Source organism: Rhodococcus sp. M8 (assembly GCF_015654185.1).
GTDB classification, from domain to species: Bacteria; Actinomycetota; Actinomycetes; order Mycobacteriales; family Mycobacteriaceae; genus Rhodococcus; species Rhodococcus aetherivorans.
This window is the reverse complement of the sequence record NZ_CP064065.1, coordinates 1,534,736-1,557,428: the sequence shown is the minus strand read 5'-3', so window position 1 is coordinate 1,557,428 and position 22,693 is coordinate 1,534,736. Positions and strand designations below refer to the sequence as shown.

Genomic DNA, 22,693 nt, shown 5'->3' with positions numbered 1-22,693 from the left:
GCCGCGCCGTGCCCGCCCCCACTCGCCTCGAGCGGTGGTACCGGTGGAGCGGCACCCACACCGGCGCCATCGACGCGGTCCTGGCCGCTCTGCTGACCGCCTTCGGGTTGCTCGTCGTCGCCACCTCCGAGCCCGGCTGGTGGGACGCGGTCCTCGTGCTCGTCCTGAGCGTGCCGCTGGCGTGGCGGCGCACCCGGGTGGTGCCGGCCACGGCCGTGGTCGCCGCCGCCGCGTTCGTGCACCTGGCGACCGTGCCGACGGTCAGCCCCGTCGCCCCGGTGGCCGCCCCGGCGGCGGTCTACGCCCTCGCCGCCTACGGCCCGCGGTGGGCGAGCACCCTCGGCCTCGCCGCGGCGGTCGCCGGCGGTGCCCTCGCGGGCATCCGCTACCTCGGGAACATCGAAGACCGCTCCGCCCTCGGCATGGCCGTGTCCGCGGTGTTCGTGGTCGTATTCCTCGCCGGGGCATGGGCGTTCGGGCGTATCCGGAATCTGCGCCTGGAGGAGATGGCGAACCTCAGCGAGCGCAACCGCCTTCTCGAACTCGAACGGGAGAAGGAGACCGAGCTCGCCGCGCTCGGCGAGCGCACCCGCATCGCCCGGGAGATGCACGACATCGTCGCGCATTCGCTGACCGTCGTGATCGCCCAGGCCGACGGTGGCCGGTACGCCGCCCCGCAGCACCCCGAGGAGGCCGTGTCCGCGCTGACGGCCATCGCCGACACCGGCCGGCGCGCGTTGAGCGACATGCGCTCGCTGCTGGCAGTTCTGCGCGAGGACGGACCCCGCGAGTTCCGCGTCGCACCCGGGCCGGACGACCTCGACGAGCTGATCGCCGATCTGCGGGGCGGCGGGCTCGACGTCGAGTTCACGGTCACCGGTCCGCGGCGCGACCTGTCCGCGGGCACGGGCCTGACCGTGTACCGCATCGCGCAGGAGGCGCTGACCAACGTGCTGCGGCACGCCGGCCCCCGCGCCCACGCCCGTGTCCGCCTCGCGTGGCTGCCCGAACGCGTGGAGGTGGAGATCGTCGACAACGGTCGCGGCGCGGCGGCCCTCGTCGAGCCCCGCCCGGGCGGGCAGGGACTGATCGGCATGGCGGAACGCGCCCGGCTGCACGGCGGCGCCGTGTCCGCCGGTCCGGCGCCGGGCGGCGGCTACCGTGTCCATGCGCTGCTTCCGTACCACTGAGAGGAGAGAGACCGTGCCGGAGTCGGGCCCGGAGCCGAGACCCGTCCGGGTCGGTCTCGTCGACGATCAGCACCTCGTGCGGGCCGGCTTCCGGATGGTGCTCGACTCGCAACCGGACCTGACGGTGGTCGCCGAGGCGGCGGACGGGCACGCCGCCCTCGACGCGCTCGCACGGGCCGAGACGGACGTGGTGCTGATGGACGTGCAGATGCCCGGCCTGGACGGGATCGAGACCACCCGCCGGCTGCTCACCCGCCCGCACGCGCCGAAGGTGGTGATGCTCACCACCTTCGACACCGAGGAGTACGTCGTCTCCGCGCTCGGCGCGGGCGCGAGCGGGTTCCTGCTCAAGGACGCGCCGCCGGAGGATCTGCTCGCCGCGGTCCGCACGGTGCACCGCGGCGACGCGGTGATCGCGCCCCGCGCCACCCGCCGGCTGCTGCGGCACGTCGGTCCGCTGCTCGGGGGCGACGGCGCGCCCGATCGTCGTCCGGCCGTGCGGGTTCCGCCGGAGTTGACCCCGCGTGAGCTCGAGGTGCTCGTCGCGATGGCGCACGGCCTCACCAACGCCGAACTCGCCGAACGCTTCGTGCTGTCGGAAGCCACCGTGAAAACGCATGTGGGGAGGGTGCTTTCGAAGACAGCGTCGCGGGACCGCGTGCAGGCGGTGCTGTTCGCGTTCCGTGCGGGACTGGTCCGGCCGGAGGATCTGCTCGGCGCGGCGGACGGACCGTGAACCTGCGGGCGCACGGCTGCGCGGCTCCGGCCGTCCGCCCGTCGTGGTCGCGGCCGGTCATACCACGGTAGGACCCGCGGCGGCCGGAAGATCCGTCCGCGCTCCGATGTGCCGGTGCGGCGCGGTTCCTAGCGTCGACGGCATGGACGACAACGAGGTGGGAACCGCCGCCGTGCGTGCGGAAGAGCTGGTGAAGGTGTACGGCCGGGGCGACGCCGAGGTGCGTGCGCTCGACGGGGTGAGCGTGGCCTTCGAGAAGGGAGCCTTCACGGCGATCATGGGGCCGTCGGGATCCGGGAAGTCCACCCTCATGCACTGTCTCGCCGGGTTGGACACCGCGACCTCGGGGCGGATCTTCCTGGGGGACGACGAGATCAGCGGGGCAGGGGACCGGCGGCTGACCGGACTACGGCGCGACCGCATCGGATTCGTCTTCCAGGCGTTCAACCTGCTGCCCGTGCTCACGGCCGAGGAGAACATGCTGCTGCCGATGCGGCTGGCCGGGCGGCGACCGAGCGACGAATGGCGCGACCACGTCGTCACGCGCCTCGGCCTCGACGGGCGGCTGCGGCACCTGCCGCACGAACTGTCCGGCGGCCAGCAGCAGCGGGTCGCCGTCGCGCGGGCCCTGCTGCCCCAGCCCGATGTGGTCTTCGCCGACGAACCGACCGGGAACCTCGACTCCCGCTCCGGGGCGGAGGTGCTCGGCCTGCTGCGGGCGAGCGTGCGCGAGACCGGTCAGACCGTCGTCATGGTCACCCACGACCCGGTGGCCGCGTCCTACGCCGACCGCGTCGTGCTGCTCGCGGACGGCCGGCCCGCCGGCGAGATCGCCGCGCCCACGCCCGACACCGTCCTCGACACGATGCGTCGCCTCGGCACCGCCGCGCTCCAGGAGGTGCGCTGATGCGGCGGCTGGCGCTCGCCCAGGCCCGGGCACACGCCGGCCGGTACCTCTCCTCGGTTCTCGCCGTCCTCGTCGCGGTCGCCTACGTCGTGACGACTCTCGTCCTCGGAGACACGGTGCGCGCCGGGGTGACCGATTCGCTCGCGGCCCAGTACCGCGGCACCGACGCCGTCGTCACCGCGCCCGAGTCGCCGCCGGCGCCCGTCGAGCGGCCGCAGGATCTCGCGGCCCGGGCGGCCGCGGTGCCCGGCGTGAGCGCCGTCGCGGTGGACCTGACCGCGTCGGTGCGCTACACCGGTCCCGAGGGTGTGCCCTCGTACGCCGACGTCACCTCCGTCGGGGGCGACGAGGCCCTGCGCTGGCAGCGGCTGGCCGACGGCCGATGGCCCGCCGCCGATTCCGAGATCGCGGTCGGTTCGACCACCGGTGTGCCGCTCGGCACGGTCCTGACCGTGACGGATGCCGAGGGCGGCGAGCCCGCGACCGTGACGGTGGTCGGGCAGGTCGATCTGGCCGGAACCCCGCAGGCCGCGGACGCGGCGGTGTTCGGGACCGGAGCGCAGGTCGACCGATGGGCCGGCGGCGCACCGGGGTGGGAACTGCGCCTGGCGGGGGACGGCGCCGTCACCGCCGCCGACCTCGTCGACCGGGTGTCCGAGGCGCTGCCCGGATGGACCGTCCGGACCGGCGCCGAACGGTCCGCCGCAGTGGCCGCGCGCTACTTCGGCGACGCCGACCTGCTGCGCAACGTGCTGCTCGCGTTCGGTGCGATCGCCGTCGTGGTGTCCGCGCTCGTGATCGCCAACACCTTCGCGGTCGTGCTCGCCGCCCGCACCCGGGAACTGGCCCTCATGCGCTGCGTCGGGGTCACCGCCGCACAGGTACGGCGCAGTGTCCTGCTCGAGGCGCTGCTCGTCGGCGCCGTGGCCTCGGTTGCGGGCGTCCTCGCCGGAATCGGGCTCGCCGCGGCGGTGGTCGCGGCGGCCCGGGCGTGGGACGCACCGCTGCCCATCGGGTCGCTCGCCGTCGGGCCCCTCACCGTCGTCGTGGGCCTGCTCGTCGGCATCGTCGTGACGGTCCTGGCCGCCACCGGTCCCGGACGGGCCGCCACCCGCGTCGCGCCGCTGGCCGCGCTCCATCCGATGGAGAGCACGCCGGAGCCGGCACGGTCGTCCTGGTTGCGCCGCATCGTCGCGACGGTCGGCCTCGTCGCCGGGGCCCTGCTGCTGACCGCGGGCGTCCTGGGAGTCAACGTCCTCGTCGCGTGTGCGGGCGGGCTGCTCGCATTCGTCGGATTCCTCGCCGCGACCCGGCGCATCGTCCCGGCGGTCGTGCAGGGGGCGGGGCGTGCCCTGGCGCGGATCGGCGGGCCCGTGGGCGAGCTCGCCGCCGGCAACGCCGGCCGCAATCCGCGCCGCACCGCCGCCACGGCAACCGCGCTGATCCTCGGCGTCACCCTCACCGCGACGATCGTCGTGGGCGTGGCCACGGTGAAGGCGAGCGCGCCCGCGGCCATCGACGGCCAGTTCCCCGTCGACGTGACCGTCACGGCCGCCGGCGACGAGGGCCTTCCGGCGGGCCTCGGCGAACGCCTGCACACGATCGACGGGGTCGCGGAGACCGCGGACCTGCAGGCGGTCACCCTCGCCGTCGGCGGAGTGGACCTGCGCGTGCTCGGCGTGGATCGGGTCGACGTCGGCCGCACCCTGCGCACCGACATCACGCTGCCGGGACCGGGGGAGATCGCCCTGTCGCCCGACGAGCGTGCCGGACGCGGCGTGTCCGCGGGTTCCCGGCTCGACGTCTCCGGAGAGCGGGGGCGTCGGACCCTCACCGTGGTCGACGGCACCGAGGGCGCCCCGGCCCTCGTCGACGACGCCGACCTGCCCGCGCTGACCGGGGCGACGCGCACCGAGGCGGTGTGGCTGCGGCTGGCCGACATCGACGACGACGCGGCGATCGCCGCCGCGCAGCGCGCCGTCACGAGCGCCGCGGCCGAGGCCGCCCCGGGCAGCGAGGTCGGCGGCGCCGTCGCGATGCGCCGCACCATCGAGCAGGTGCTCGACACGATGCTGCTCGTGGTGGGCGGCCTCCTGTCGGTCGCCGTGCTCATCGCCCTGATCGGCGTCGGCAACACCATGGCCCTGTCGGTGCTCGAGCGGCGCCGGGAAACGGGACTGCTGCGGGCCGTCGGGCTCGGCCGCGGCGGCATCCGGTCGCTGCTCGTGCAGGAGGCGCTGCTCGTGGCAGGGGTGGCCTCGGGCCTCGGCGTCGCGCTCGGACTGATCCTCGGTGTCGCCGGGACCGCGTCGGTGTTCGGCGTGGACAAGCTCGTCCTGCCGTCGGTGCCGTGGCTGCAGCTGCTGGGGATCGTCGTCGCCGGCGGCGTGGCCGGTGTGGTCGCGGCGCTGCTTCCGGCGCGGCGCGCGGCGGCGGTGTCGCCGGTGGAGGCACTGTCGGCCGGATAGGCTCGGGCCCGTGAGCCCCCGCGACGCGCGTGCCGACCTGCAACGGTCGCGCGCGTCGCGGGGCGACGCGCAGGCCCGGGCGGTGACGGCCCTGGCCCTGCTGTGGGCTCGGGGATGGGGCGGCCGCGTCGGCTTCGACGACGAGTTCGGCCTCTACGTGTGCACCGGGATGCGCGGCGGCTACGCCCGCTCGGGCACGACGATCGGCGGGGTGTTCCTCACCGGCCGGCCACCGTCGCGCCGGATCCTGCGGCACGAGGCGGTCCACGCCGATCAGTGGGCGCGGTACGGGGCCGGATTCGCCGTCCGCTACGTGTGGGAGGAGCTACGCCACCCGGGTGCCCGCAACCGATTCGAGATCGAGGCCGGCCTCGCCGACGGCGGCTACGTCGCCTGAGCCTGCCGCGCGTCAGCCGTTCAGCCGGGCGGTGACCTTCTCGCTCTCGACCCGTCGGTCGGTGGCGGCGGGATCCGGGTTGCTCACCTGCACCAGCGACGCGCCGACGGCGAGGACGGCGAGCAGGCCGTCGATCAGCGCCTGCGGGGTGCCCCAGTCGCGGCTCGACAGCACCCGGTCCGCGCCGGTGATGCCGGCGGCCGCGGCCGCGTCCCGGGCCGCCGCGATCACTTCGCCGGCCGTCCGTCCGTCGAGCACCGGTCCGCCGTCCCCGGCGGAGCGGAACTGGTCACCGTGCACCCGCACGTGCGTCGCGTAGTCGGTGACCCCCACCGGCAGGTCCGGCACGGGCCGGCCGAACGCGTCGAGCGAGAGGACGGCGACCTCGGCGACGTCCGCGACATCGTCGAGACGGTCCGCGCTGACCAGCGCGAGGTCCGCGTCGTCGGGTTCGAGCACCACCTCGGCGCCGGCCCACCATGCGCCGAGCAGGACCGCGGCACTCTGCCAGTGAGCCGGGAGCAGGACGGCCACCCGGCCGCCGGGCAGCAGACCGAACTCGTCGCGCACCATGTTCGCCGTCTTGGCGGCCCAGTTCGCCAGGGTGACCGCGGACAGCTCGATCCGGGCGCCGGACGCGTCGTCGTACCACGTGATGCGGGGGCCGGCCGGGTCGGCGGCCAGGATCGGATCGAGCAGGGTGTCGGTCAGGGTGGTCACAGCTTCCTCGTTCCTCAGTTCACGCAGCGGGGGCCGGCGGAGCCGGCGTCGATCGGCGGGGCGGCCGGGACGGACGTCGGGGTGGCCCCGGCGCTCACGAGATCCGATCCGGAGGCCACGGAGGTGACGTTCGCATCCGTGCCCGGCCCCGCGTAGTCCGCGGTGAGCACCACCCGCACCGTGTCGGCGTCGAGCGACGGGTCGGCGGCGGTGGCCAGGCCGCCGAGCGCCTCCGCGACGGCACGCGCCTGGTCGGACTCGGGGTCGGCGGCGAAGACCGTCGACTCGTCCACCGCGCGGCCGGTGTGGTTGCCGACGCCGCCCTCGACGAAGCCGTCGCCGACGAGCACGGCCGCGACGCGGGAGGCCAGGCCGCCGACACCACCGGCGTTGGCGACGTCCACCGTGATCGTGCCGGCATCGACCTCCGGTGCCGCGCTCGTCGTCGGCTGCGACCCGTCGTCGCCGGAGCCGGGATCGACGAGGTCGGCGACGAAGCGGCGCACCTCCTCCGGATCCACCTGCACCACCGATTCGCCGTAGTCGGTCATCGCGTTGAGGTCCTGGACGGGGATCGTGGAGAACTGCACGGCGCCGCCGGCGAGGTCCTGCATCCGGGTCGCCAGGTCGAGGATGTCCCAGTCGGAGTCCAGGACCACAGACCTCTGCACGGCCGCGCTGAGCTGGTTCAGCTTGGACGGGTTGCTCAGCGTCTTCGCGCTGAGCACCTTCTGTACGAGTGAGGCCATGAACACCTGCTGGCGCACGATTCGGTCCAGGTCGCCGCGCGGCAGGTCGTGGCGCTGCCGGACGAAGCTCAGGGCGTCCGCGCCGTCGAGGGTCTGCTCGCCGGCGGGGAAGTTCGCCCCGGACAGCGGCTCGTCGACGGGGTTGTTCAGGCACACGTCGACGCCGCCGACGGCATCGGTGAGCAGCACGAACCCGAGCAGGCCGACCTCGGCGTAGTGGTCGACGGTGACGCCGGTCAGGTCGGCGACCGACTCGACCAGTGCCTCCCGGCCCGCCTGCGTGGCCGCCTTCTCGGCGGCCGCATCGGACTCGCCGGCCTCGACGAGCCGCAGCCGCTCGGTCTCCTTGGTGGCGCCGAACGCGGCGTTGATCTTCGACATCCCGATGTCGGGCACCTCGACGTAGGTGTCGCGTGGGATGGAGATGGCGGTGGCCGAGGTGCCGTCGAGCGGCACCCGGACCAGGATGATCGTGTCGGTGTTGTTGGCCACTTCCTCGCCGGCCCGCAGCGCGTCGAGTTCGCGCTGGGACAGCGGATTGCCGTGCGCGTCGGTGCGGCTGTCGGTGCCCACCAGGAGGATGTCGAGGGCGCCGTCCCGGCCGTCGCCCAGGGTGAGCCCGCCCACCGTGGCGAGCGACGAGCGCAGCGAATCGATGCCGCGCCATGCGACGCCGGTGACGACCAGGGTGAGCGCCGCGGCGACGCTGACGGCGATCCGCAGCGGGCGGCCGCGGAAGACCCCCGATCCTCCCCCCGCGTCGCGCGCCGGCACTCGGCGTGTGGGCGGCTCTGGCGGCACCTGGCGGTCCTCTCGTCGGGCGTCGGCGGTCGCACCCAGGCTACTGCCGAGACCGCGGCCCTTGTGGCACCCGCCGCGGCGTGCCCGGCTCGTACCGGGTGACAGCCGCGCCGGCTACCGGGTGACAGCCGCCCCCGGCGTGCCAGACTCGTGCCCGTGCAGACCGTTCTCGTCACCGGAGCCCGCGGACAGCTGGGCCGTCACCTGCTCACCCGCGGCGCCGCGGCCGGCCTCCCGATCCGGGGCGTCGGCGCGGAGGAGGCGGACATCACCGATCCGGATGCCGTCGCCGCGCTCGTCGAACCGGGCGCCGTCGTGCTCAACTGCGCCGCCTACACCGCCGTCGACGCGGCCGAGACCCATGTGGAGGACGCCGCCGCGGTCAACGAGTGGGGACCGGCCCATCTGGCCGCCGCGTGCGCCGCCGCCGGAGCGCACCTGATCCACGTGTCCACCGACTACGTGTTCGCCGGCGACGGGGACCGCCCGTACCGGGTCGGCGATCCGACCGGGCCCCGCACCGTCTACGGCCGGACCAAGCTCGCGGGGGAGCGCGCGGTGCTCGACCGGTTGCCGACCGCCCACGTGGTGCGCACCGCGTGGCTCTACACCGGCGAGGGCAACGACTTCGTCGCGACGATGCTGCGGCTCGAACGCGAACGCGACACCGTGCGCGTCGTCGACGATCAGGTCGGCTGCCCCACCTACGCCGCCGATCTCGCCGACGGCCTCCTCGAACTCGCCACCCGCGCCGGTGCGGTGCCCGGCGGGGTCCTGCACGCGACAAACTCCGGGCAGGCCAGCTGGTTCGACCTCGCCCGTGCGGTGTTCGCCGAGGCGGGTGCCGACCCGGGCCGCGTGCAGCCCTGCGGCAGCGACGAGTTCGTGCGGCCCGCGCCCCGCCCGGCGTACTCCGTCCTCGACGGCAGCGCGTGGGCCGCGGCCGGGCTGACGCCGCTCCGGCCGTGGCGGCCCGCGCTGCACGCCGCGATCGGCGCTCTGCGGGCCAGGGCGTGATTCGGCGGGACCGCGCCCGGCGGCTAAGGTGACGGCGTGAGTTCGAAGCTGACCGTGGTGACGGTGACCTACTCGCCCGGTGAGCATCTGGAGCACTTCCTGACCTCGCTGACCGGCGCGACGAACCTGCCCACCCAGGTGATCCTGGCGGACAACGGGTCCACCGACGGCGCCCCCGAAGACGCCGCGGCCCGGCACCCGAACGTGCGGCTGCTGCACACCGGCGGCAACATCGGCTACGGCGGGGCCGTCAACCGGGCCGTCGCGGAGGTCGATCCGGCGGAGGAGTTCGTCGTCGTCGCCAATCCCGATGTGCGCTGGGGACCCGGGTCGCTGGACCGGCTGCTCGAGGCGGCGCGTCGCTGGCCGCGCGCGGCGTCCCTCGGCCCGCTGATCTACGAACCCGACGGCACCGTCTATCCGTCGGCGCGCTCGGTGCCCGGGCTGGTCTCCGGCGCCGGGCACGCGCTGCTCGGCACGGTGTGGCCGAAGAACCCGTGGACGCAGCGGTACCGGCAGGAGAACGAGACCGTGTCCGAACGCCCGGTGGGCTGGCTGTCCGGGTCGTGCCTGCTGGTGCGGCGGGCGGCGTTCGACGCGGTCGACGGCTTCGACTCGCGCTACTTCATGTACATGGAGGACGTCGATCTCGGCGACCGGTTCGGCCGGGCGGGCTGGCTCAACGTGTACGTGCCCTCGGCAGAGGTCACCCACGCGAAGGGGCACGCCGCAGGACGGCATCCCGAACTCATGCTGCCGGCCCACCACGACAGCGCGTACCGGTTCCAGGCGGACCGGCACCCGCATCCGTGGCAGGCGCCGCTGCGGTGGGCGCTGCGGGCCGGGCTCGCCGCCCGGTCGAGGATGTCGGTGGCCGCGGCGGCGCGCGAACGGGCGCGGGCGGCCGAGGCGGGCACCACCACGGAACAGGGGACACGATGACGAACGATGCTGCGCCGCACACCGATGCGGTGATCCTGGTGGGCGGGCAGGGGACCCGGCTGCGGCCGCTGACCCTGTCCGCGCCGAAGCCGATGCTGCCCACCGCCGGCGTGCCGTTCCTGACGCACCTGCTCACGCGCATCCGTGCGGCCGGCATCAAGCACGTGGTGCTCGGAACATCCTTCAAGGCGGAGGTGTTCGAGGACTACTTCGGTGACGGCTCGGAACTGGGTCTCGAGATCGAGTACGTCACCGAGGCGGAGCCGCTGGGCACCGGCGGCGGCATCCGCAACGTGCTGCCCAGGCTGCGCGCCGACAACGTCATGGTCTTCAACGGTGACGTCCTCGGCGGCACGGATCTCGGTGCGGTGCTCGACACGCACCTGCGCACCGACGCCGACGTGACGCTGCACCTGGTGCGCGTGGGCGACCCCCGCGCGTTCGGGTGCGTGCCCACCGACGAGGAGGGCCGGGTCACCGCGTTCCTGGAGAAGACGCAGGATCCGCCGACGGACCAGATCAACGCCGGCTGTTACGTCTTCAAGCGCGAGATCATCGAGTCGATCCCCGAGGGTCGTCCGGTCTCCGTGGAACGTGAGGTCTTTCCGTCCCTGCTGGCGGAGGGCAAGCGCGTGTACGGGCACGTCGACGCCGCCTACTGGCGGGACATGGGCACGCCGGAGGACTTCGTGCGCGGCTCGGCAGACCTGGTGCGCGGCATCGCACCGTCGCCCGCGCTCGGTGGGCAGCGCGGCGAATCCCTCGTCCACCCCGGTGCCTCCGTCGCGCCCGGTGCCCTGCTGATCGGCGGCACCGTCGTCGGCCGCGGCGCCGAGATCGGCGCCGGCGCACGCCTGGACGGCGCGGTGATCTTCGACGGCGCGAGGGTGGAGGCCGGTGCGGTGATCGAGCGGTCCATCATCGGATTCGGGGTCCGGGTCGGTCCCCGCGCCCTGATCCGCGACGGGGTGATCGGCGACGGCGCCGACATCGGGGCGCGCTGCGAGCTGCTGCGCGGCGCCCGGGTCTGGCCCGGTGTGCAGATCCCCGACGGGGGGATCCGTTTCAGCACCGACGTGTGAGCACGGGGGGTCCACGAATGAAGTTCGAACGGTATGTGGCGCTGGGTGATTCGTTCACCGAAGGCGTCGGGGACCCGGATCCGGCCCGGCCCAACGGGTTGCGTGGCTGGGCGGACCTCGTCGCCGAGGAGCTCGCCCGCGACAACCCCGGGTTCGGGTATGCGAACCTCGCCGTGCGCGGACGGCTGCTGCGCCCGATCCTCGACGAGCAGCTCGACGCGGCGATCGCGATGCGACCCGACCTGGTGACGATCTACGCCGGTGGCAACAACCTCATGCGCCCGAAGCTTGACCTCGACGCGTTGGCGGCCGAGTACGACGACGCCATCGGCAAGCTTGCCGCCACGGGTGCACGGGTGCTCGTGTGGACGGCCTACGACGGCAGCTGGGCGCCGGTGTTCGGGGTGCTGCGCGGCCGCTGGGCCGTCTACAACGAGCTGGTCCGGGCGATCGCCGACCGCCATGGTGCGGCGATCGTCGACTTCTGGCGGTTCGACGAGTACCGCGACCTGCGGATGTGGGATTTCGACCGGCTCCATATGTCGCCGGCCGGGCACCGGAACATGGCGATCCGCGTGCTCGATCTCCTCGGTGTGTCGCACACGCTCACCCCGGCCGAGTTCGATGCCGCGCCGGTGGTCTCGGCGGCCAAGCGGGCCGAGGACCGCCGGTGGGCACGCGAATTCCTGATTCCCTGGGTCGGGCGGCGCCTGCGCGGCACCTCCTCGGGCGACGGCATCGAACCGAAACGCCCCACGCTGCAACCGGTCTAACGGCCCGCCCCGGTGCGTACGGCGGCGAGGCCGAGCAGGTGCCCGAGGGTGTCGTGCTCGGCCTCCGGCGGCAGCGCGTCGACCGGCCACCAGCGCAGGTCGGTCGATTCCGCGCTGCGGACGGGCACGGCCCCGGGCGGCGCGACGACGAGGAACCGCAGGTCCAGGTGCCGGGTCGGGCGGCCCAGCGAGCAGGTGATCGGATGGGTGTGCGCCGAGAGCAGTTCCGGATCGATGACCAGGTTCTCGATGCCGGACTCCTCGGTCGCCTCCCGCAGCGCCGCCCCGACGACCGTCTCGTCGGATTCCTCGCAGTGCCCGCCGAGCTGGATCCACCGCCCCACCCGGGGATGCAGGGTGAGCAGCACGTGCCGGCGGTCGGCGTCGAGCACGAGCGACGACGCCGTGACGTGCCCGGGCACGTGCCTGCGGAGGCACCCCTCGGGCGCGGCGTCGAGGAACGCGAGCATGGTGTGCCGCAGCGACTCCGCGTCCACCGAGTCGGTCCGCCAGTTCTGCAGCCGGTCGACGGCCGAGGCGTGCAGCGTGGACGCGGTCACCTCAAAGCTCCAGCAGCAGGTCGCCGGCCGCGGGGGCGACGCGCGGCGTCGCCGGCTCGAGGGGGTGCCCGACCGCGATCGCGCCGAGCGGCGACCAGTCCCCGGGCAGGCCGAGTTCACGCCGCACGACGTCCGGGGCGAAGATCGTCGACCCGATCCAGCAGCTGCCGAGCCCGCGCACGGCGAGCGAGACCAGCAAGCCCTGCACGGCAGCGCCGGCGGCGACGGTGAACATCGTGGCCTCGGCGGCGGTGCGGCGGGCGTCGGGGTAGCTGTGCGCGCCGTCGGGAACCCAGAACGGGATCACCATTTCGGGGGCGCCGTAGAGGAGGGCGCCGCGGCCGACCCGGCGGTCGATCGCCGCCGGGTCGAGCCCGTCGCCGGCGAGGTCGGCGGCCCAGCGTTCGCGCATGCGGTCGAGCAGCCGCCGGCGGACCTGCTCGGTGCGGACCCAGACGAACCGCACCGGGTGGGTGTGGTGCGGCGCCGGAGCGGTGAGCGCCTCGGCGACCGCGTCCCGCAGATCCTCGGGATCGACCGGTTCCGAGGAGAATTCGCGCACCGACCGGCGCAACAGCAGCGCCTCACGGCGGCCCTGCTCGAGTGCCTCGGCGGTGCCGAGCCAGAACAGGTCGTCCTCCCCGCCGCGGATCAGTTCCTGTGCGGTGGAACCGTTGTCGGGCAGGTCGAGACCGCGGACCACCGCGACCGGTACCCCGCCCAGCTTGCCCTTGACGAGGTCGCCCGCGGCGGCGATCTCGTCGGCGACGGCGACGGAGGTGACGAACAGCTCGTTGCCCTGTGCGTCCCGGGATCCGGCATATTCGTGCAGGACCGGGATCCCGGCCGCACCGATCGCGGCGTCGGTCTGGCCGACGCGCCAGGCCCGGCCCATCGTGTCGGTGACGACCACCGCGACCGTCACGCCGAGCAGGGTCCCCAGGCGCTCCCGCAGCGCCGCGGCGCTCGCGTCCGGGTCCTCGGGCAGCAGGGCGAGCTCGGACGCGGCGACGTTGGAGCCGTCGATCCCGGAGGCTGCCTGCACGATCCCGAGCCGGTTCTCGGTGATGAGGGTGCGGCCCTTGCGGGCGAGCACGCGTACGGCCTCCTGGTCGACGAGGCGGCGCCGGAGCGTGTCGCGGGCCTCGGGATCGGTGGGGGCGTCGACGATGCGGCCCTCGACCTTGGAGAAGACCTTGCTGGTGACGACGAGGACGTCCCCGTCGGCGAGCCAGGGTGCGGCGGTGGCCACTGCGGCGGCGAGGTCGTCGCCGGGCCGGAACTCGGGCAGGCCCGGCACCGGGAGGATCTCGATCGGCCGCCCGGGGGAGTGGTCGCGCACTCCGGCGGCGGTCCCGGTGGCCGTGTCGGTGGGCATGGTCACGGGGTCACTCCTGCCAGTTCTAATGCGGCGCGAGCCATCTCGGCTGTCGCGTCCGGATCGGTCATGAGCAGCGGCACGCTGCGCACCTCGACGCCGGGCACATCGGCGGTGTCGGTGGAATGGATCAGCCACCCGTCGAGCAGGCCCGCGCCGCTGCGGGCGCCGTAGTGCCGCCCGACGCCCTGGGCGGTCGACTCGACGCCGATCACGTCGAGGCAGGCATCGGCCATGCCGCGCAACGGCTTTCCGTCGATCACCGGCGAGAGGCCGACGATCTTCGCGGACGTGGTGCGCAGAGCGCCGCGCAGGCCGGGGATCGCGAGGAGCGCGCCGATGCTCACCACCGGGTTCGACGGGGCGAGGATCACCACGTCCGCCGATTCGATCGCCGCGAGCACTCCGGGAGCGGGGGCGGCCTTCTCGGCGCCGATGTGCGCGAAGCTGTGCGTGGGGACCTGCGCGCGGTGCCGGACCCACCATTCCTCGAAGTGCACGGCGCGCTGCTCGCCGTCGGCCGGATCGGTGATGACCACGTGGGTCTCGCTGCGGTCGTCGGAGACCGGGAGCAGGGTGACGCCGGGCTTCCACCGGTCGCACAGGGCCTCGGTCACGGCCGAGAGCGGGTATCCGGCGCTCAGCAACTGGGTGCGCAGCAGGTGGGTCGCGATGTCGCGGTCGCCGAGACCGAACCAGTCGGGTGTGGCGCCGTAGGCCGCCAGCTCCTCCTTCGCGTGCCAGGTCTCGTCGGCCCGGCCCCATCCGCGTTCGGTGTCGATCCCGCCGCCGAGGGTGTACATGCACGTGTCCAGGTCGGGGCAGATCCGCAGCCCGTGCATCCAGACGTCGTCGCCGATGTTGACGATCGCGGTGACCCGGTGTGCGGCGTCGGGGTCGAGGTCGCGGCCGGGTTCGATGCCGAGGAGCCGGCGCACGCCGGTGAGAAAACGCGCACCTCCGACGCCGCCGACCAATACAGTCACGTTCACAGGGCAAGCCTAGGCGGTGCGCCGGGTGGGCTGCCGGGGTGCCTGCGCGCCCGGGCGGCGGGTGCGCACCGGCACGGTGGAGAACCCCGGATGGTAAGGCAGCGGCGCCGCTCGGCTTGACCGCGACACGCCCCACGTGTCTAATCACATAAGTGTCATTTCCAGTGAACCGGGGCCGAGATCGGTTGTGGTGAACTGCATTCGAACGCATGTTCGACCGGGGATGGCGCGGAGTGGGCCGGTTTCGACGAGAGTTGCAGCGCTGCAGGTGAGGAGGCGAACGATGGCCGACGAGCGCGAATGGTTCGAGAGCTCTCGGATCGACACTGCAGGCATCGACACTGCAGGCGAGGACGTTCGGGACGACATCGACGGCATCGGGGGGGACGCGCCCGCGCGACCCGTGCTCAGCCTGATCGATGGTTTCGGCGACCCGTCCGACGGTGGCGACGAACAGTGGCAGGAACGCGCGCTGTGCGCGCAGACGGATCCCGAGGCGTTCTTCCCCGAGAAGGGCGGATCGACCCGGGAGGCGAAGCGGATCTGCTTGGGCTGCGAGGTCCGGGACGAGTGTCTCGAATACGCGCTGGCCAACGACGAGCGCTTCGGCATCTGGGGCGGTCTGTCGGAGCGGGAGCGCCGGCGCCTCAAGCGCGGCATCGTCTGAGGACGTCAGTCCTCGTCGAAGCCGCCGAGCTCGGGGTCGATGACCTCGGGTTCCACGCCGAGGTAGGTGGCGACCTGGTGCACGAGCACGTCGTGGACCAGGTCGGTGAGATCCTCGGGATCCTTCGCCCGCAGTTCGAGCGGGCGGCGGAAGAGCACGATCCGGGCCCGCGTCGCGGCGCCGCGGCGGTCGATCCCCGCGGGCACGAGTCGCGACAGCGGCACCGGACCGTCCGCGACCACCTCCGACGGCCAGTTCACCGAGTCGGGGTCGAGGGCGCGGATCTTGGGCACCTCGTCGACGGCGATATCGAGCTTGGTCAGCCGGTCGTGCCACTGCGCGTCGATCGGGGCGAACGCCCCCAGCACGAGCAGGTCGAACTTCTCCGCCCGTGAGCGCCACGCCGGCAACTCGTGCGGGAACAACGGCCCGCGCACGCCGCGGCCGCGTCGCGCGACCGAGCGGGACGTCACGGGGCGGGAACGGCGCGATCGGTGCATGCTCTGGACAGTACGACACGAAAATCCGTACCGGGTTCTCCGGTGTGTCCGGATAGTCCCCGGGCGGACGGCGCGCTACTCTCCGACTGTGAGATCACTGCGTCGATGCTGCCGGCCTGGGTGCAAGAACCCTGCTGTTGCGACGCTGACCTACGTGTACTCGGACTCCACCGCGGTCGTCGGTCCGCTGGCGACAGTCGCCGAGCCGCACTCGTGGGATCTGTGCGAATCGCACGGCTCGCGGATCACCGCGCCGAAGGGGTGGGAGCTGGTCCGGTACGAGGGTGCCTTCACCACCGGCACTCCGGACGAGGACGACCTGACCGCCCTGGCCGAGGCGGTGCGTGAGGCCGGTCTCGGCGAGCGTGCCCGAACCGACTCCGACGACACCGATTCCGGTGTCCCCACGGCGCTGGCCGCGCCGCCCACGGCCCGCACCGGCCGCCGTGGCCACCTGCGCGTGTTGCCCGATCCCACGTCCTGATCGTCGCCCACTAGGCTGACCGTGCCCCGCCGCGGAGGCGGCGGTGCCAGTCGACGATCAGGAGCAGCAACAGTGGCGAGATCTGCCGAGTCCGTGTCCGCCGTGGTCAAGGCATACGACGTGCGTGGCGTGGTGGGAGAACAGCTCGATGCGGGGTTCGTCCGTGATGTCGGAGCCTCCTTCGCTCGCCTGACGCGCGACGGCGGCGCCACCCGCATCGTGATCGGCCACGACATGCGCGAATCGTCCCCGCAGCTGTCGCAGGCCTTCGCCGCCGGCGTCACCGCCCAGGGACTCGACGTCGTGCACATCGGACTCGCCTCCACCGACCAGCTGTACTTCGCCTCCGGCATCCTCGAGGCCCCCGGCGCCATGTTCACCGCGAGCCACAACCCGGCGCGCTACAACGGCATCAAGCTGTGCCGGGCCGGGGCGAAGCCGGTCGGGCAGGAGACCGGCCTCGCCACCATCGCCGCCGAACTCGTCGCCGGCGTCCCGGACTTCGACGGCGCCCCCGGCACCGTCTCCGAACGGGACGTGCTCGCCGACTACGCCGCGTTCGTCCGCTCGCGGGTGGAACTGTCGGCGATGCGCCCGCTGAAGGTCGCCGTCGACGCCGGCAACGGCATGGGCGGGCACACGGTGCCGGCGGTGTTCGGCGCGCTCCCGATCGACCTCGTGCCGCTGTACTTCGAACTCGACGGCACCTTCCCCAACCACGAGGCCAACCCGCTCGATCCCGCCAACCTGGTGGACCTGCAGAAGCTCGTGCGCGAATCCGGTGCCGACCTCGGACTCGCCTTCGACGGCGACGCCGACCGCTGCTTCGTCGTCGACGAGCGCGGCGAGCCGGTCACTCCGTCGGCGGTCACCGCGCTGGTGGCCGCGCGGGAACTCGCCAAGGAACCCGGGTCGACGATCATCCACAACCTCATCACCTCGCGCGCCGTGCCGGAACTGGTCGCCGAACTCGGCGGCAAGCCCGTCCGCACCCGCGTCGGGCACTCGTTCATCAAGCAGCAGATGGCCGAGACCGGGGCCGTGTTCGGGGGGGAGCACTCCGCGCACTACTACTTCCGCGACTTCTGGGGCGCGGACTCGGGCATGCTCGCCGCGCTGCACGTGCTCGCCGCGCTCGCCGGGCAGGACCGGCCGCTGTCCGAGCTGATGGCCGGCTACGACCGGTACGCGGCGTCCGGGGAGATCAACTCCACCGTCGCCGACGCCGCGGAGCGCACCGCCGCCGTGCTCGAGGCATTCGGCGATCGTGCCGAATCGGTCGACCGGCTCGACGGCGTCACCGTCGACCTCGCCGACGGCGCCTGGTTCAACCTGCGCGCCTCCAACACCGAGCCGCTGCTGCGGCTCAACGTCGAGGCCCGCACCGCCGAACAGGTCGACGCGCTGGTGAGGGAAATCCTGGCAATCGTGCGCGCGTGACGGAAGTATCCGTGGCGGGGATAATCGAGTTCCCGGGGCCCGGCGCCGGGACGGTTCGAGTCGGAAGGATGGTGGCGCAGCCATGACGGCTCCCTCTTCGTTCCTCGACTTGGACGACACGGACGCCCTGATCGACGCGGACGTCGACGGGATCCTGCGGTTCGCCGCGCTCGGTGGGGCCCAGATCCGGGCCACCGCCGCGGCCGTCGACGAGCAGATCCTCGACCGCCTGCACGGCCTGCACCCCCGCAGCGTGGTGCTCGTGTGCGGCGACGCGCGCGCCGCGCGCGCGGGCGAGCTGGTCGTCGCGATGCTTGCGGCCCGCTCGGCCGTGCCGCTGGTCACGGCCCCCGTCACGCCGCCGTGGGTCGGCCCGCTCGACGTCGTCGTCGTCGCGGGCGACGACGCGGGCGACCCGCAGCTCGCCGAGTCGGTCGCCGCGGCCCTGCGGCGCGGGGCCGAGGTGGTCGTCGACGCCCCGGACGAGGGGCCGATCCGGGCGGCGACCGCCGGCCGTGCGACGCTGCTGCCCCCGCGGATCCGGGTGCCGGTGGCGTACTCACTCCTGCGGCACCTCGCCGTGTTCCTCGCGGTGGTGGTCGCGATGGAGGCCACCCGCACGGCGGGCGCGGTTCCCCCGCTGGCCGACCTCGCCGATTCGGCGGACGCGGAGGCCGGTCGCGACCAGCCGGGCAGCGAGGTGTTCCACAACCCGGCGAAGGCGCTCGCGGCCCGCATCCAGTCGCGTCGGGTGGCGCTGGCCGGCGACTCCGCGGTGACGGCCGCGCTGGCCCGGCACGCCGGGGAGTCCCTGTTGCAGGTGGCCGGGGTGATCGCGTCGGCGTCGGCGTTGTCGGACGTCCTCGCCGCCCGGGACCGGCTCATCGCGAGGCCGCCGGCGAGCGGGGAACCCTACGATCCGTTCTTCCACGACGAACAGCTCGACGGGCCGGTGCCCGCACCCCCGGCGCGGGTGTTCGTGCTGAGCGTGGAGGAGGATCGGCGGCAGGCGGAGCGGCGCGCGGCAGCGCTGCCGGACATGGAGTTGGTATCGGTGGTGGGGGAGTTCGAGGCGAAGGCGGTGCCGCCGGTGCCGGAGCAGGTGGCGGTGCTGGCCGTGCGATTCGAGATGGCCGCGGCCTATCTGCGGTTGGTCGGTGGTTGCTAGTGCTCCGACTCGAAGGTGCGCTGCGTTCGTATGCCTGGGGTTCGCGCACCGCGATCGCGGCGCTGTGCGGCCGTACCGTGCCGTCCGCACATCCGGAGGCGGAACTGTGGCTCGGTGCGCATCCCGCGGACCCGGCGCGCGTGGTGAGCGCCAACGGCGACAGCCCGGGCGGGAGCGCATCGCTGCTCGACGTGCTCGAGGCCGATCCGGGCGGGCATCTGGGGCCGGCGACACTGAGCCGGTTCGGACCCCGGCTGCCGTTCCTGCTCAAGTTGCTCGCCGCCGAGGAGCCACTGTCGTTGCAGGCCCATCCGAGCGCCGAACAGGCCGCCGAGGGCTTCGCCCGGGAGGAGGCCGCGGGCCTGCCCCTCGAGTCGCCGGTGCGGAACTACCGCGATGCGAGCCACAAGCCCGAACTCGTCGTCGCGCTCACCCGCTTCGAGGCGCTCGCCGGTTTCCGGGATCCGCACCGCACCGTCGAGCTGCTCGGCGCCCTCGAGGTTCCCGAGCTCGACCCGTACATCGGGTTGCTCGCCGGGCAGCCCGACTCGGACGGCCTGCGGGCGCTGTTCACCATCTGGATCACCCTGCCGCAGTCGGTGCTGTCGGCGTTGCTGCCGCGGGTACTCGACGGCTGCGTGACGTACCTGGCGACGCACAACGGCAACGGCACGGCCTCGTTCGCCGAGGAGGTGCGGACCGTGCTGCAGCTGGCCGAGTTCTACCCGGGCGATGCGGGGGTGCTCGCTGCGGTACTGCTCAACCGGATCACGCTCGAGCCGGGACAGGGCCTGTTCCTCGCCGCCGGGAACCTGCACGCGTACCTGCACGGCATGGCCGTGGAGATCATGGCCAATTCGGACAACGTGCTGCGCGGCGGCCTCACGCCGAAACACGTCGACGTGCCGGAGTTGCTACGGGTGCTCGATTTCCGTCCCGTGGATGTGCCGATCCTCGAACCGGAGCCGTCCGGGCCGGGCGAGGTGCGCTACCGGACTCCGGCCCCGGAGTTCGCGCTGTCACGCGTCGACGTCGCCGCCGGCTCCGGTGCCGCACCGGACGCCGTCACCCTGCCGCCGTGCGGCCCGCAGATCCTGTTGTGCACCGCCGGGGTGGCCGGGGTGGAATGCGGTGGGCGGAGCCTGCAGCTGTCGGCCGGCCAGGCGGTGTGGCTGTCGGCCTCCGACCCCGCCGTCACGGTGCGGGCGGCCGGCGAGCCGGCGCAATTGTTCCGCGCGCGGTTGGCGGAGACCGGCGTTCCCGTCGACTAGCGGAAACACGCTCGTTTCCGATCGACGACGGGGTGCTGTTCTCCCTCGGCTCGTTGTCCGCGATCGACGACCCGAGGCCCGGGTCGGGGCCGCCGTCCCCGCCGTTCGGCTGATCCACCTCGAGCCCGATCTGTTCCGTACCCCCGTGGCTTAGGCTTGGGAGGGCGCCACTCCGGGTACTTCCGCTCCGGAGAAAGGGGAGTGCCCGATGACCGAGACCGGCGGCGTATCCCGCAGCGGACTGTTCCGGACCAAGTCGGTGGAGCGATCCATCCTCGACACCGACGAACCGGATTCCCGTCTGCGCAAGGACCTCACAGCGTGGGACCTGATCGTGTTCGGCGTGGCCGTCGTCATCGGCGCCGGCATCTTCACCCTCACGGCCCGGACGGCCGGGAACGTCGCCGGCCCGTCCGTGTCCCTCGCGTTCGTGCTCGCGGCTGTGGCCTGCGCGCTCGCGGCGCTGTGCTACGCCGAGTTCGCGTCGACCGTGCCCGTCGCCGGGAGCGCCTACACCTTCTCCTTCGCGACGTTCGGCGAGTTCGTCGCATGGATCATCGGCTGGGACCTCATCCTCGAGTTCGCTCTCGCCGCCGCCGTGGTCGGCAAGGGCTGGTCGCTGTATCTCGGCGAGGTGCTCGGCGGCCTGTCGCCGGTGGCTGCTCTCGGGCCCGTGAAGGTGGACTGGGGTGCGATCCTGATCGTCGTGGTGATCGGCGTACTCATAGCCACGGGCACGAAGCTCTCCTCGCGCGTGTCGCTGGTGATCACCTCGATCAAGATCGCCGTCGTCCTGTTCGTTGTCGCGCTCGGCGTCTTCTACATCGACACCGACAACTACACCCCGTACGTCCCGCCGTCGGAATCTGCCTCGACCGGTGAGGGCCTGCGGCAGTCGCTGTTCTCGTTCCTCACCGGGGCCGGGGGCAGCACGTTCGGGTGGTACGGCCTGCTCGCCGCGGCGAGCCTGGTGTTCTTCGCATTCATCGGGTTCGACGTGGTCGCCACCACCGCGGAGGAGACGCGGCATCCCCAGCGGGCCGTGCCCATCGGGATCCTGGGCTCCCTCGCGATCGTCACCGTGCTGTACGTGGCGGTGAGCCTCGTCCTCACCGGGATGGTGAACTACAAGGAACTGGCCGGAGACGAGTCGACGCTCGCGACGGCGTTCGCGCTGAACGGGATGGACTGGGCCAAGAACCTCATCTCGGTCGGTGCCCTCGCCGGCCTGACCACCGTCGTGATGGTCCTGATGCTGGGCCAGACCCGGGTGCTGTTCGCGATGGCACGCGACGGCCTCGTCCCGCGACGGTTGTCGCACACCGGCCGGCACGGTACCCCGGTGCGGACGACCGTGCTGGTGACGGTCGTGGTTGCCGTCCTCGCCGGCCTCATTCCGCTCGGCACCCTCGAGGAGATGGTCAACATCGGGACGCTCTTCGCGTTCGTCCTGGTTTCGATCGGGGTGATCGTGCTGCGCCGGACCCGTCCGGATCTCGAGCGCGGATTCCGGGTGCCCGCGGTGCCGCTCGTGCCGATTCTCGCGGTACTCGCGTGCGTGTGGCTGATGGCCAACCTGTCGGTGGAGACGTGGTTGCGGTTCGTGGTGTGGATGGTGATCGGCGTGGTCGTCTACTTCACCTACAGTCGCCGGCACTCGGTACTGGCGGAACCGGCGGCGCCGCGCCGCTAGCTCCATTCGTGTTGACGGGACCCGCCCCGCGTGAAAACGTCGCGGCATGTCGATCGTGCACGAATCGTCCCCCGCCGGGGAGCCCCCGCGAGCCGGGGAACCCGAGGACCGGCAACGCGTACCGTTCCACGAGGCCAGCCGGATGCTGCTGCGCAACTCGGTGCTCGATGCCATGCGGGACCTGCTCACCGCCCGCGACTGGTCCGCCGTCACCATGACGGACGTCGCCCGGGGCGCCGGTGTGAGCCGGCAGACGCTCTACAACGAGTTCGCCTCGCGGCAGGGCCTGGCCCAGGCGTATGCCCTGCGCCTGGTCGATCAGTTCGTCGACGCCGTCGACGACGCGATCTACAGCCATGTGGGGCAGGCGCGCGACGCCCTCGTCGAGGGGTTCACGTCGTTCTTCGTCGAGAGCAGCGCCGACCCGCTGATCCAGTCGCTGCTGCGCGGCGAGGCCAAGCCGGACCTGTTGCGGTTGATCACCACCGATTCGGCGCCGCTCATCGAGCGGGCCTCCGCCCGGCTGTCGGAAACCTTCCAGCGCAGCTGGGTCCAGGCGTCCGCGTCGGATGCGGGCATCCTGGGCCGCGCGATCGTGCGCATCGCGATGAGCTACATCTCCATGCCGCCCGAGTCCGACCGGGACGTCGCCGCGGACCTGGCGGAGCTGCTCGGGCCGTTCATCGATCGCTCCGCCCGGCACGACTGAGCAGCGAGTTGTATAGCCTGTTGGCAGAACCGACTGACAACAGGAGAGG

Annotated in this window: 22 protein-coding genes; 16 read left to right on the top strand and 6 right to left on the bottom strand. The window is 73.0% G+C overall.

The features are described 5' to 3' along the window. The first annotated feature begins 8 nt into the window (after positions 1–8). The 5 genes from ISO16_RS07025 (at position 9) to ISO16_RS07005 (ending at position 5,698) form a co-directional block, all read left to right on the top strand. Complete coding sequence (locus ISO16_RS07025; protein WP_072635592.1) at positions 9–1,190, top strand: sensor histidine kinase; 1,182 nt, start codon at positions 9–11, stop codon at positions 1,188–1,190. 13 nt (positions 1,191–1,203) lie between these two features. Beyond that, positions 1,204–1,926: a response regulator gene (locus ISO16_RS07020; protein WP_072635591.1), complete on the top strand. Its 723-nt coding sequence runs from the start codon at positions 1,204–1,206 to the stop codon at positions 1,924–1,926. Positions 1,927–2,068: 142 nt separating this feature from the next. After that, entirely contained in the window at positions 2,069–2,833 is a 765-nt protein-coding gene (locus tag ISO16_RS07015) for an ABC transporter ATP-binding protein (RefSeq protein WP_072635590.1), read from the top strand. Beyond that, positions 2,833–5,301, top strand: a complete 2,469-nt coding sequence (locus ISO16_RS07010) for an FtsX-like permease family protein (protein ID WP_072635589.1) — start codon at positions 2,833–2,835, stop codon at positions 5,299–5,301. The genes ISO16_RS07015 and ISO16_RS07010 overlap by 1 nt, the downstream gene beginning before the upstream one ends. A gap of 10 nt (positions 5,302–5,311) precedes the next feature. Beyond that, positions 5,312–5,698: a hypothetical protein gene (locus ISO16_RS07005; RefSeq protein WP_376744860.1), complete on the top strand. Its 387-nt coding sequence runs from the start codon at positions 5,312–5,314 to the stop codon at positions 5,696–5,698. Positions 5,699–5,710: 12 nt separating this feature from the next. On the opposite strand, the gene ISO16_RS07000 is transcribed toward ISO16_RS07005, so the two are convergent. Further along, positions 5,711–6,418, bottom strand: coding sequence for a TIGR03089 family protein (locus ISO16_RS07000; RefSeq protein WP_043801451.1), 708 nt, complete (start codon positions 6,416–6,418; stop codon positions 5,711–5,713). A 14-nt stretch (positions 6,419–6,432) separates the two neighbouring features. Continuing rightward, a complete protein-coding gene (locus ISO16_RS06995; RefSeq protein ID WP_081637050.1) occupies positions 6,433–7,968 on the bottom strand; it encodes an LCP family protein in 1,536 nt (511 codons plus the stop codon). 156 nt (positions 7,969–8,124) lie between these two features. Here ISO16_RS06995 and rfbD point away from each other — a divergent pair, with 156 nt between their 5' ends. Genes rfbD through ISO16_RS06975 form a run of 4 tightly spaced genes read left to right on the top strand, consistent with a single transcriptional unit; the run spans position 8,125 to position 11,782 of the window. Then, positions 8,125–8,985 carry a dTDP-4-dehydrorhamnose reductase gene (gene rfbD / locus ISO16_RS06990; protein WP_029544624.1) on the top strand — a complete coding sequence of 287 codons (861 nt, stop codon included), beginning with the start codon at positions 8,125–8,127 and terminating at the stop codon, positions 8,983–8,985. Between the two features lie 36 nt (positions 8,986–9,021). Further along, positions 9,022–9,927 carry a glycosyltransferase family 2 protein gene (locus ISO16_RS06985; protein ID WP_072635588.1) on the top strand — a complete coding sequence of 302 codons (906 nt, stop codon included), beginning with the start codon at positions 9,022–9,024 and terminating at the stop codon, positions 9,925–9,927. Continuing rightward, on the top strand, positions 9,924–11,009 hold the full coding sequence (locus tag ISO16_RS06980; protein WP_006942634.1) for a sugar phosphate nucleotidyltransferase: 1,086 nt from the start codon (positions 9,924–9,926) through the stop codon (positions 11,007–11,009). The genes ISO16_RS06985 and ISO16_RS06980 overlap by 4 nt, the downstream gene beginning before the upstream one ends. Before the next feature lie 17 nt (positions 11,010–11,026). Next, entirely contained in the window at positions 11,027–11,782 is a 756-nt protein-coding gene (locus ISO16_RS06975) for an SGNH/GDSL hydrolase family protein (protein ID WP_006942636.1), read from the top strand. On the opposite strand, the gene ISO16_RS06970 is transcribed toward ISO16_RS06975, so the two are convergent. From ISO16_RS06970 to cofD, 3 genes are read right to left on the bottom strand one after another with little or no spacing between them, the layout of a single operon-like run. Beyond that, positions 11,779–12,342, bottom strand: a complete 564-nt coding sequence (locus ISO16_RS06970; RefSeq protein WP_072635587.1) for an NUDIX hydrolase — start codon at positions 12,340–12,342, stop codon at positions 11,779–11,781. The genes ISO16_RS06975 and ISO16_RS06970 overlap by 4 nt on opposite strands. A gap of 1 nt (position 12,343) precedes the next feature. After that, positions 12,344–13,720: a coenzyme F420-0:L-glutamate ligase gene (locus tag ISO16_RS06965; RefSeq protein ID WP_072635634.1), complete on the bottom strand. Its 1,377-nt coding sequence runs from the start codon at positions 13,718–13,720 to the stop codon at positions 12,344–12,346. A gap of 2 nt (positions 13,721–13,722) precedes the next feature. Further along, the gene (gene cofD, locus ISO16_RS06960) at positions 13,723–14,712 is read right to left on the bottom strand and encodes a 2-phospho-L-lactate transferase (protein WP_029544620.1); all 990 of its coding nucleotides are present in this window, start codon (positions 14,710–14,712) and stop codon (positions 13,723–13,725) included. Positions 14,713–15,115: 403 nt separating this feature from the next. Between cofD and ISO16_RS06955 the strand changes: the two genes are divergently transcribed. Continuing rightward, the gene (locus tag ISO16_RS06955; RefSeq protein WP_170914112.1) at positions 15,116–15,379 is read left to right on the top strand and encodes a WhiB family transcriptional regulator; all 264 of its coding nucleotides are present in this window, start codon (positions 15,116–15,118) and stop codon (positions 15,377–15,379) included. A 5-nt stretch (positions 15,380–15,384) separates the two neighbouring features. Here the strand turns inward: ISO16_RS06955 and ISO16_RS06950 are convergent, their stop codons facing one another. Further along, the gene (locus ISO16_RS06950) at positions 15,385–15,879 is read right to left on the bottom strand and encodes a metallopeptidase family protein (RefSeq protein WP_037201001.1); all 495 of its coding nucleotides are present in this window, start codon (positions 15,877–15,879) and stop codon (positions 15,385–15,387) included. Positions 15,880–15,967: 88 nt separating this feature from the next. Here ISO16_RS06950 and ISO16_RS06945 point away from each other — a divergent pair, with 88 nt between their 5' ends. From ISO16_RS06945 to ISO16_RS06920, 6 genes are all read left to right on the top strand, one after another. Continuing rightward, positions 15,968–16,363, top strand: coding sequence for a DUF3499 domain-containing protein (locus tag ISO16_RS06945; protein ID WP_170914101.1), 396 nt, complete (start codon positions 15,968–15,970; stop codon positions 16,361–16,363). A 72-nt stretch (positions 16,364–16,435) separates the two neighbouring features. After that, a complete protein-coding gene (locus tag ISO16_RS06940; protein WP_072635586.1) occupies positions 16,436–17,803 on the top strand; it encodes a phosphomannomutase/phosphoglucomutase in 1,368 nt (455 codons plus the stop codon). Between the two features lie 82 nt (positions 17,804–17,885). Continuing rightward, positions 17,886–18,971 (top strand): hypothetical protein, encoded by a 1,086-nt coding sequence (locus ISO16_RS06935; protein WP_006942656.1) that lies wholly within the window; start codon positions 17,886–17,888, stop codon positions 18,969–18,971. Continuing rightward, positions 18,971–20,242: a mannose-6-phosphate isomerase, class I gene (gene manA, locus ISO16_RS06930; RefSeq protein ID WP_072635585.1), complete on the top strand. Its 1,272-nt coding sequence runs from the start codon at positions 18,971–18,973 to the stop codon at positions 20,240–20,242. Before ISO16_RS06935 ends, manA begins: the two co-directional genes overlap by 1 nt. Positions 20,243–20,450: 208 nt before the next feature. Then, on the top strand, positions 20,451–21,935 hold the full coding sequence (locus tag ISO16_RS06925) for an amino acid permease (RefSeq protein ID WP_072635584.1): 1,485 nt from the start codon (positions 20,451–20,453) through the stop codon (positions 21,933–21,935). 46 nt (positions 21,936–21,981) lie between these two features. Then, positions 21,982–22,644, top strand: a complete 663-nt coding sequence (locus tag ISO16_RS06920; protein ID WP_029544617.1) for a TetR/AcrR family transcriptional regulator — start codon at positions 21,982–21,984, stop codon at positions 22,642–22,644. Positions 22,645–22,693 lie beyond the last annotated feature (49 nt).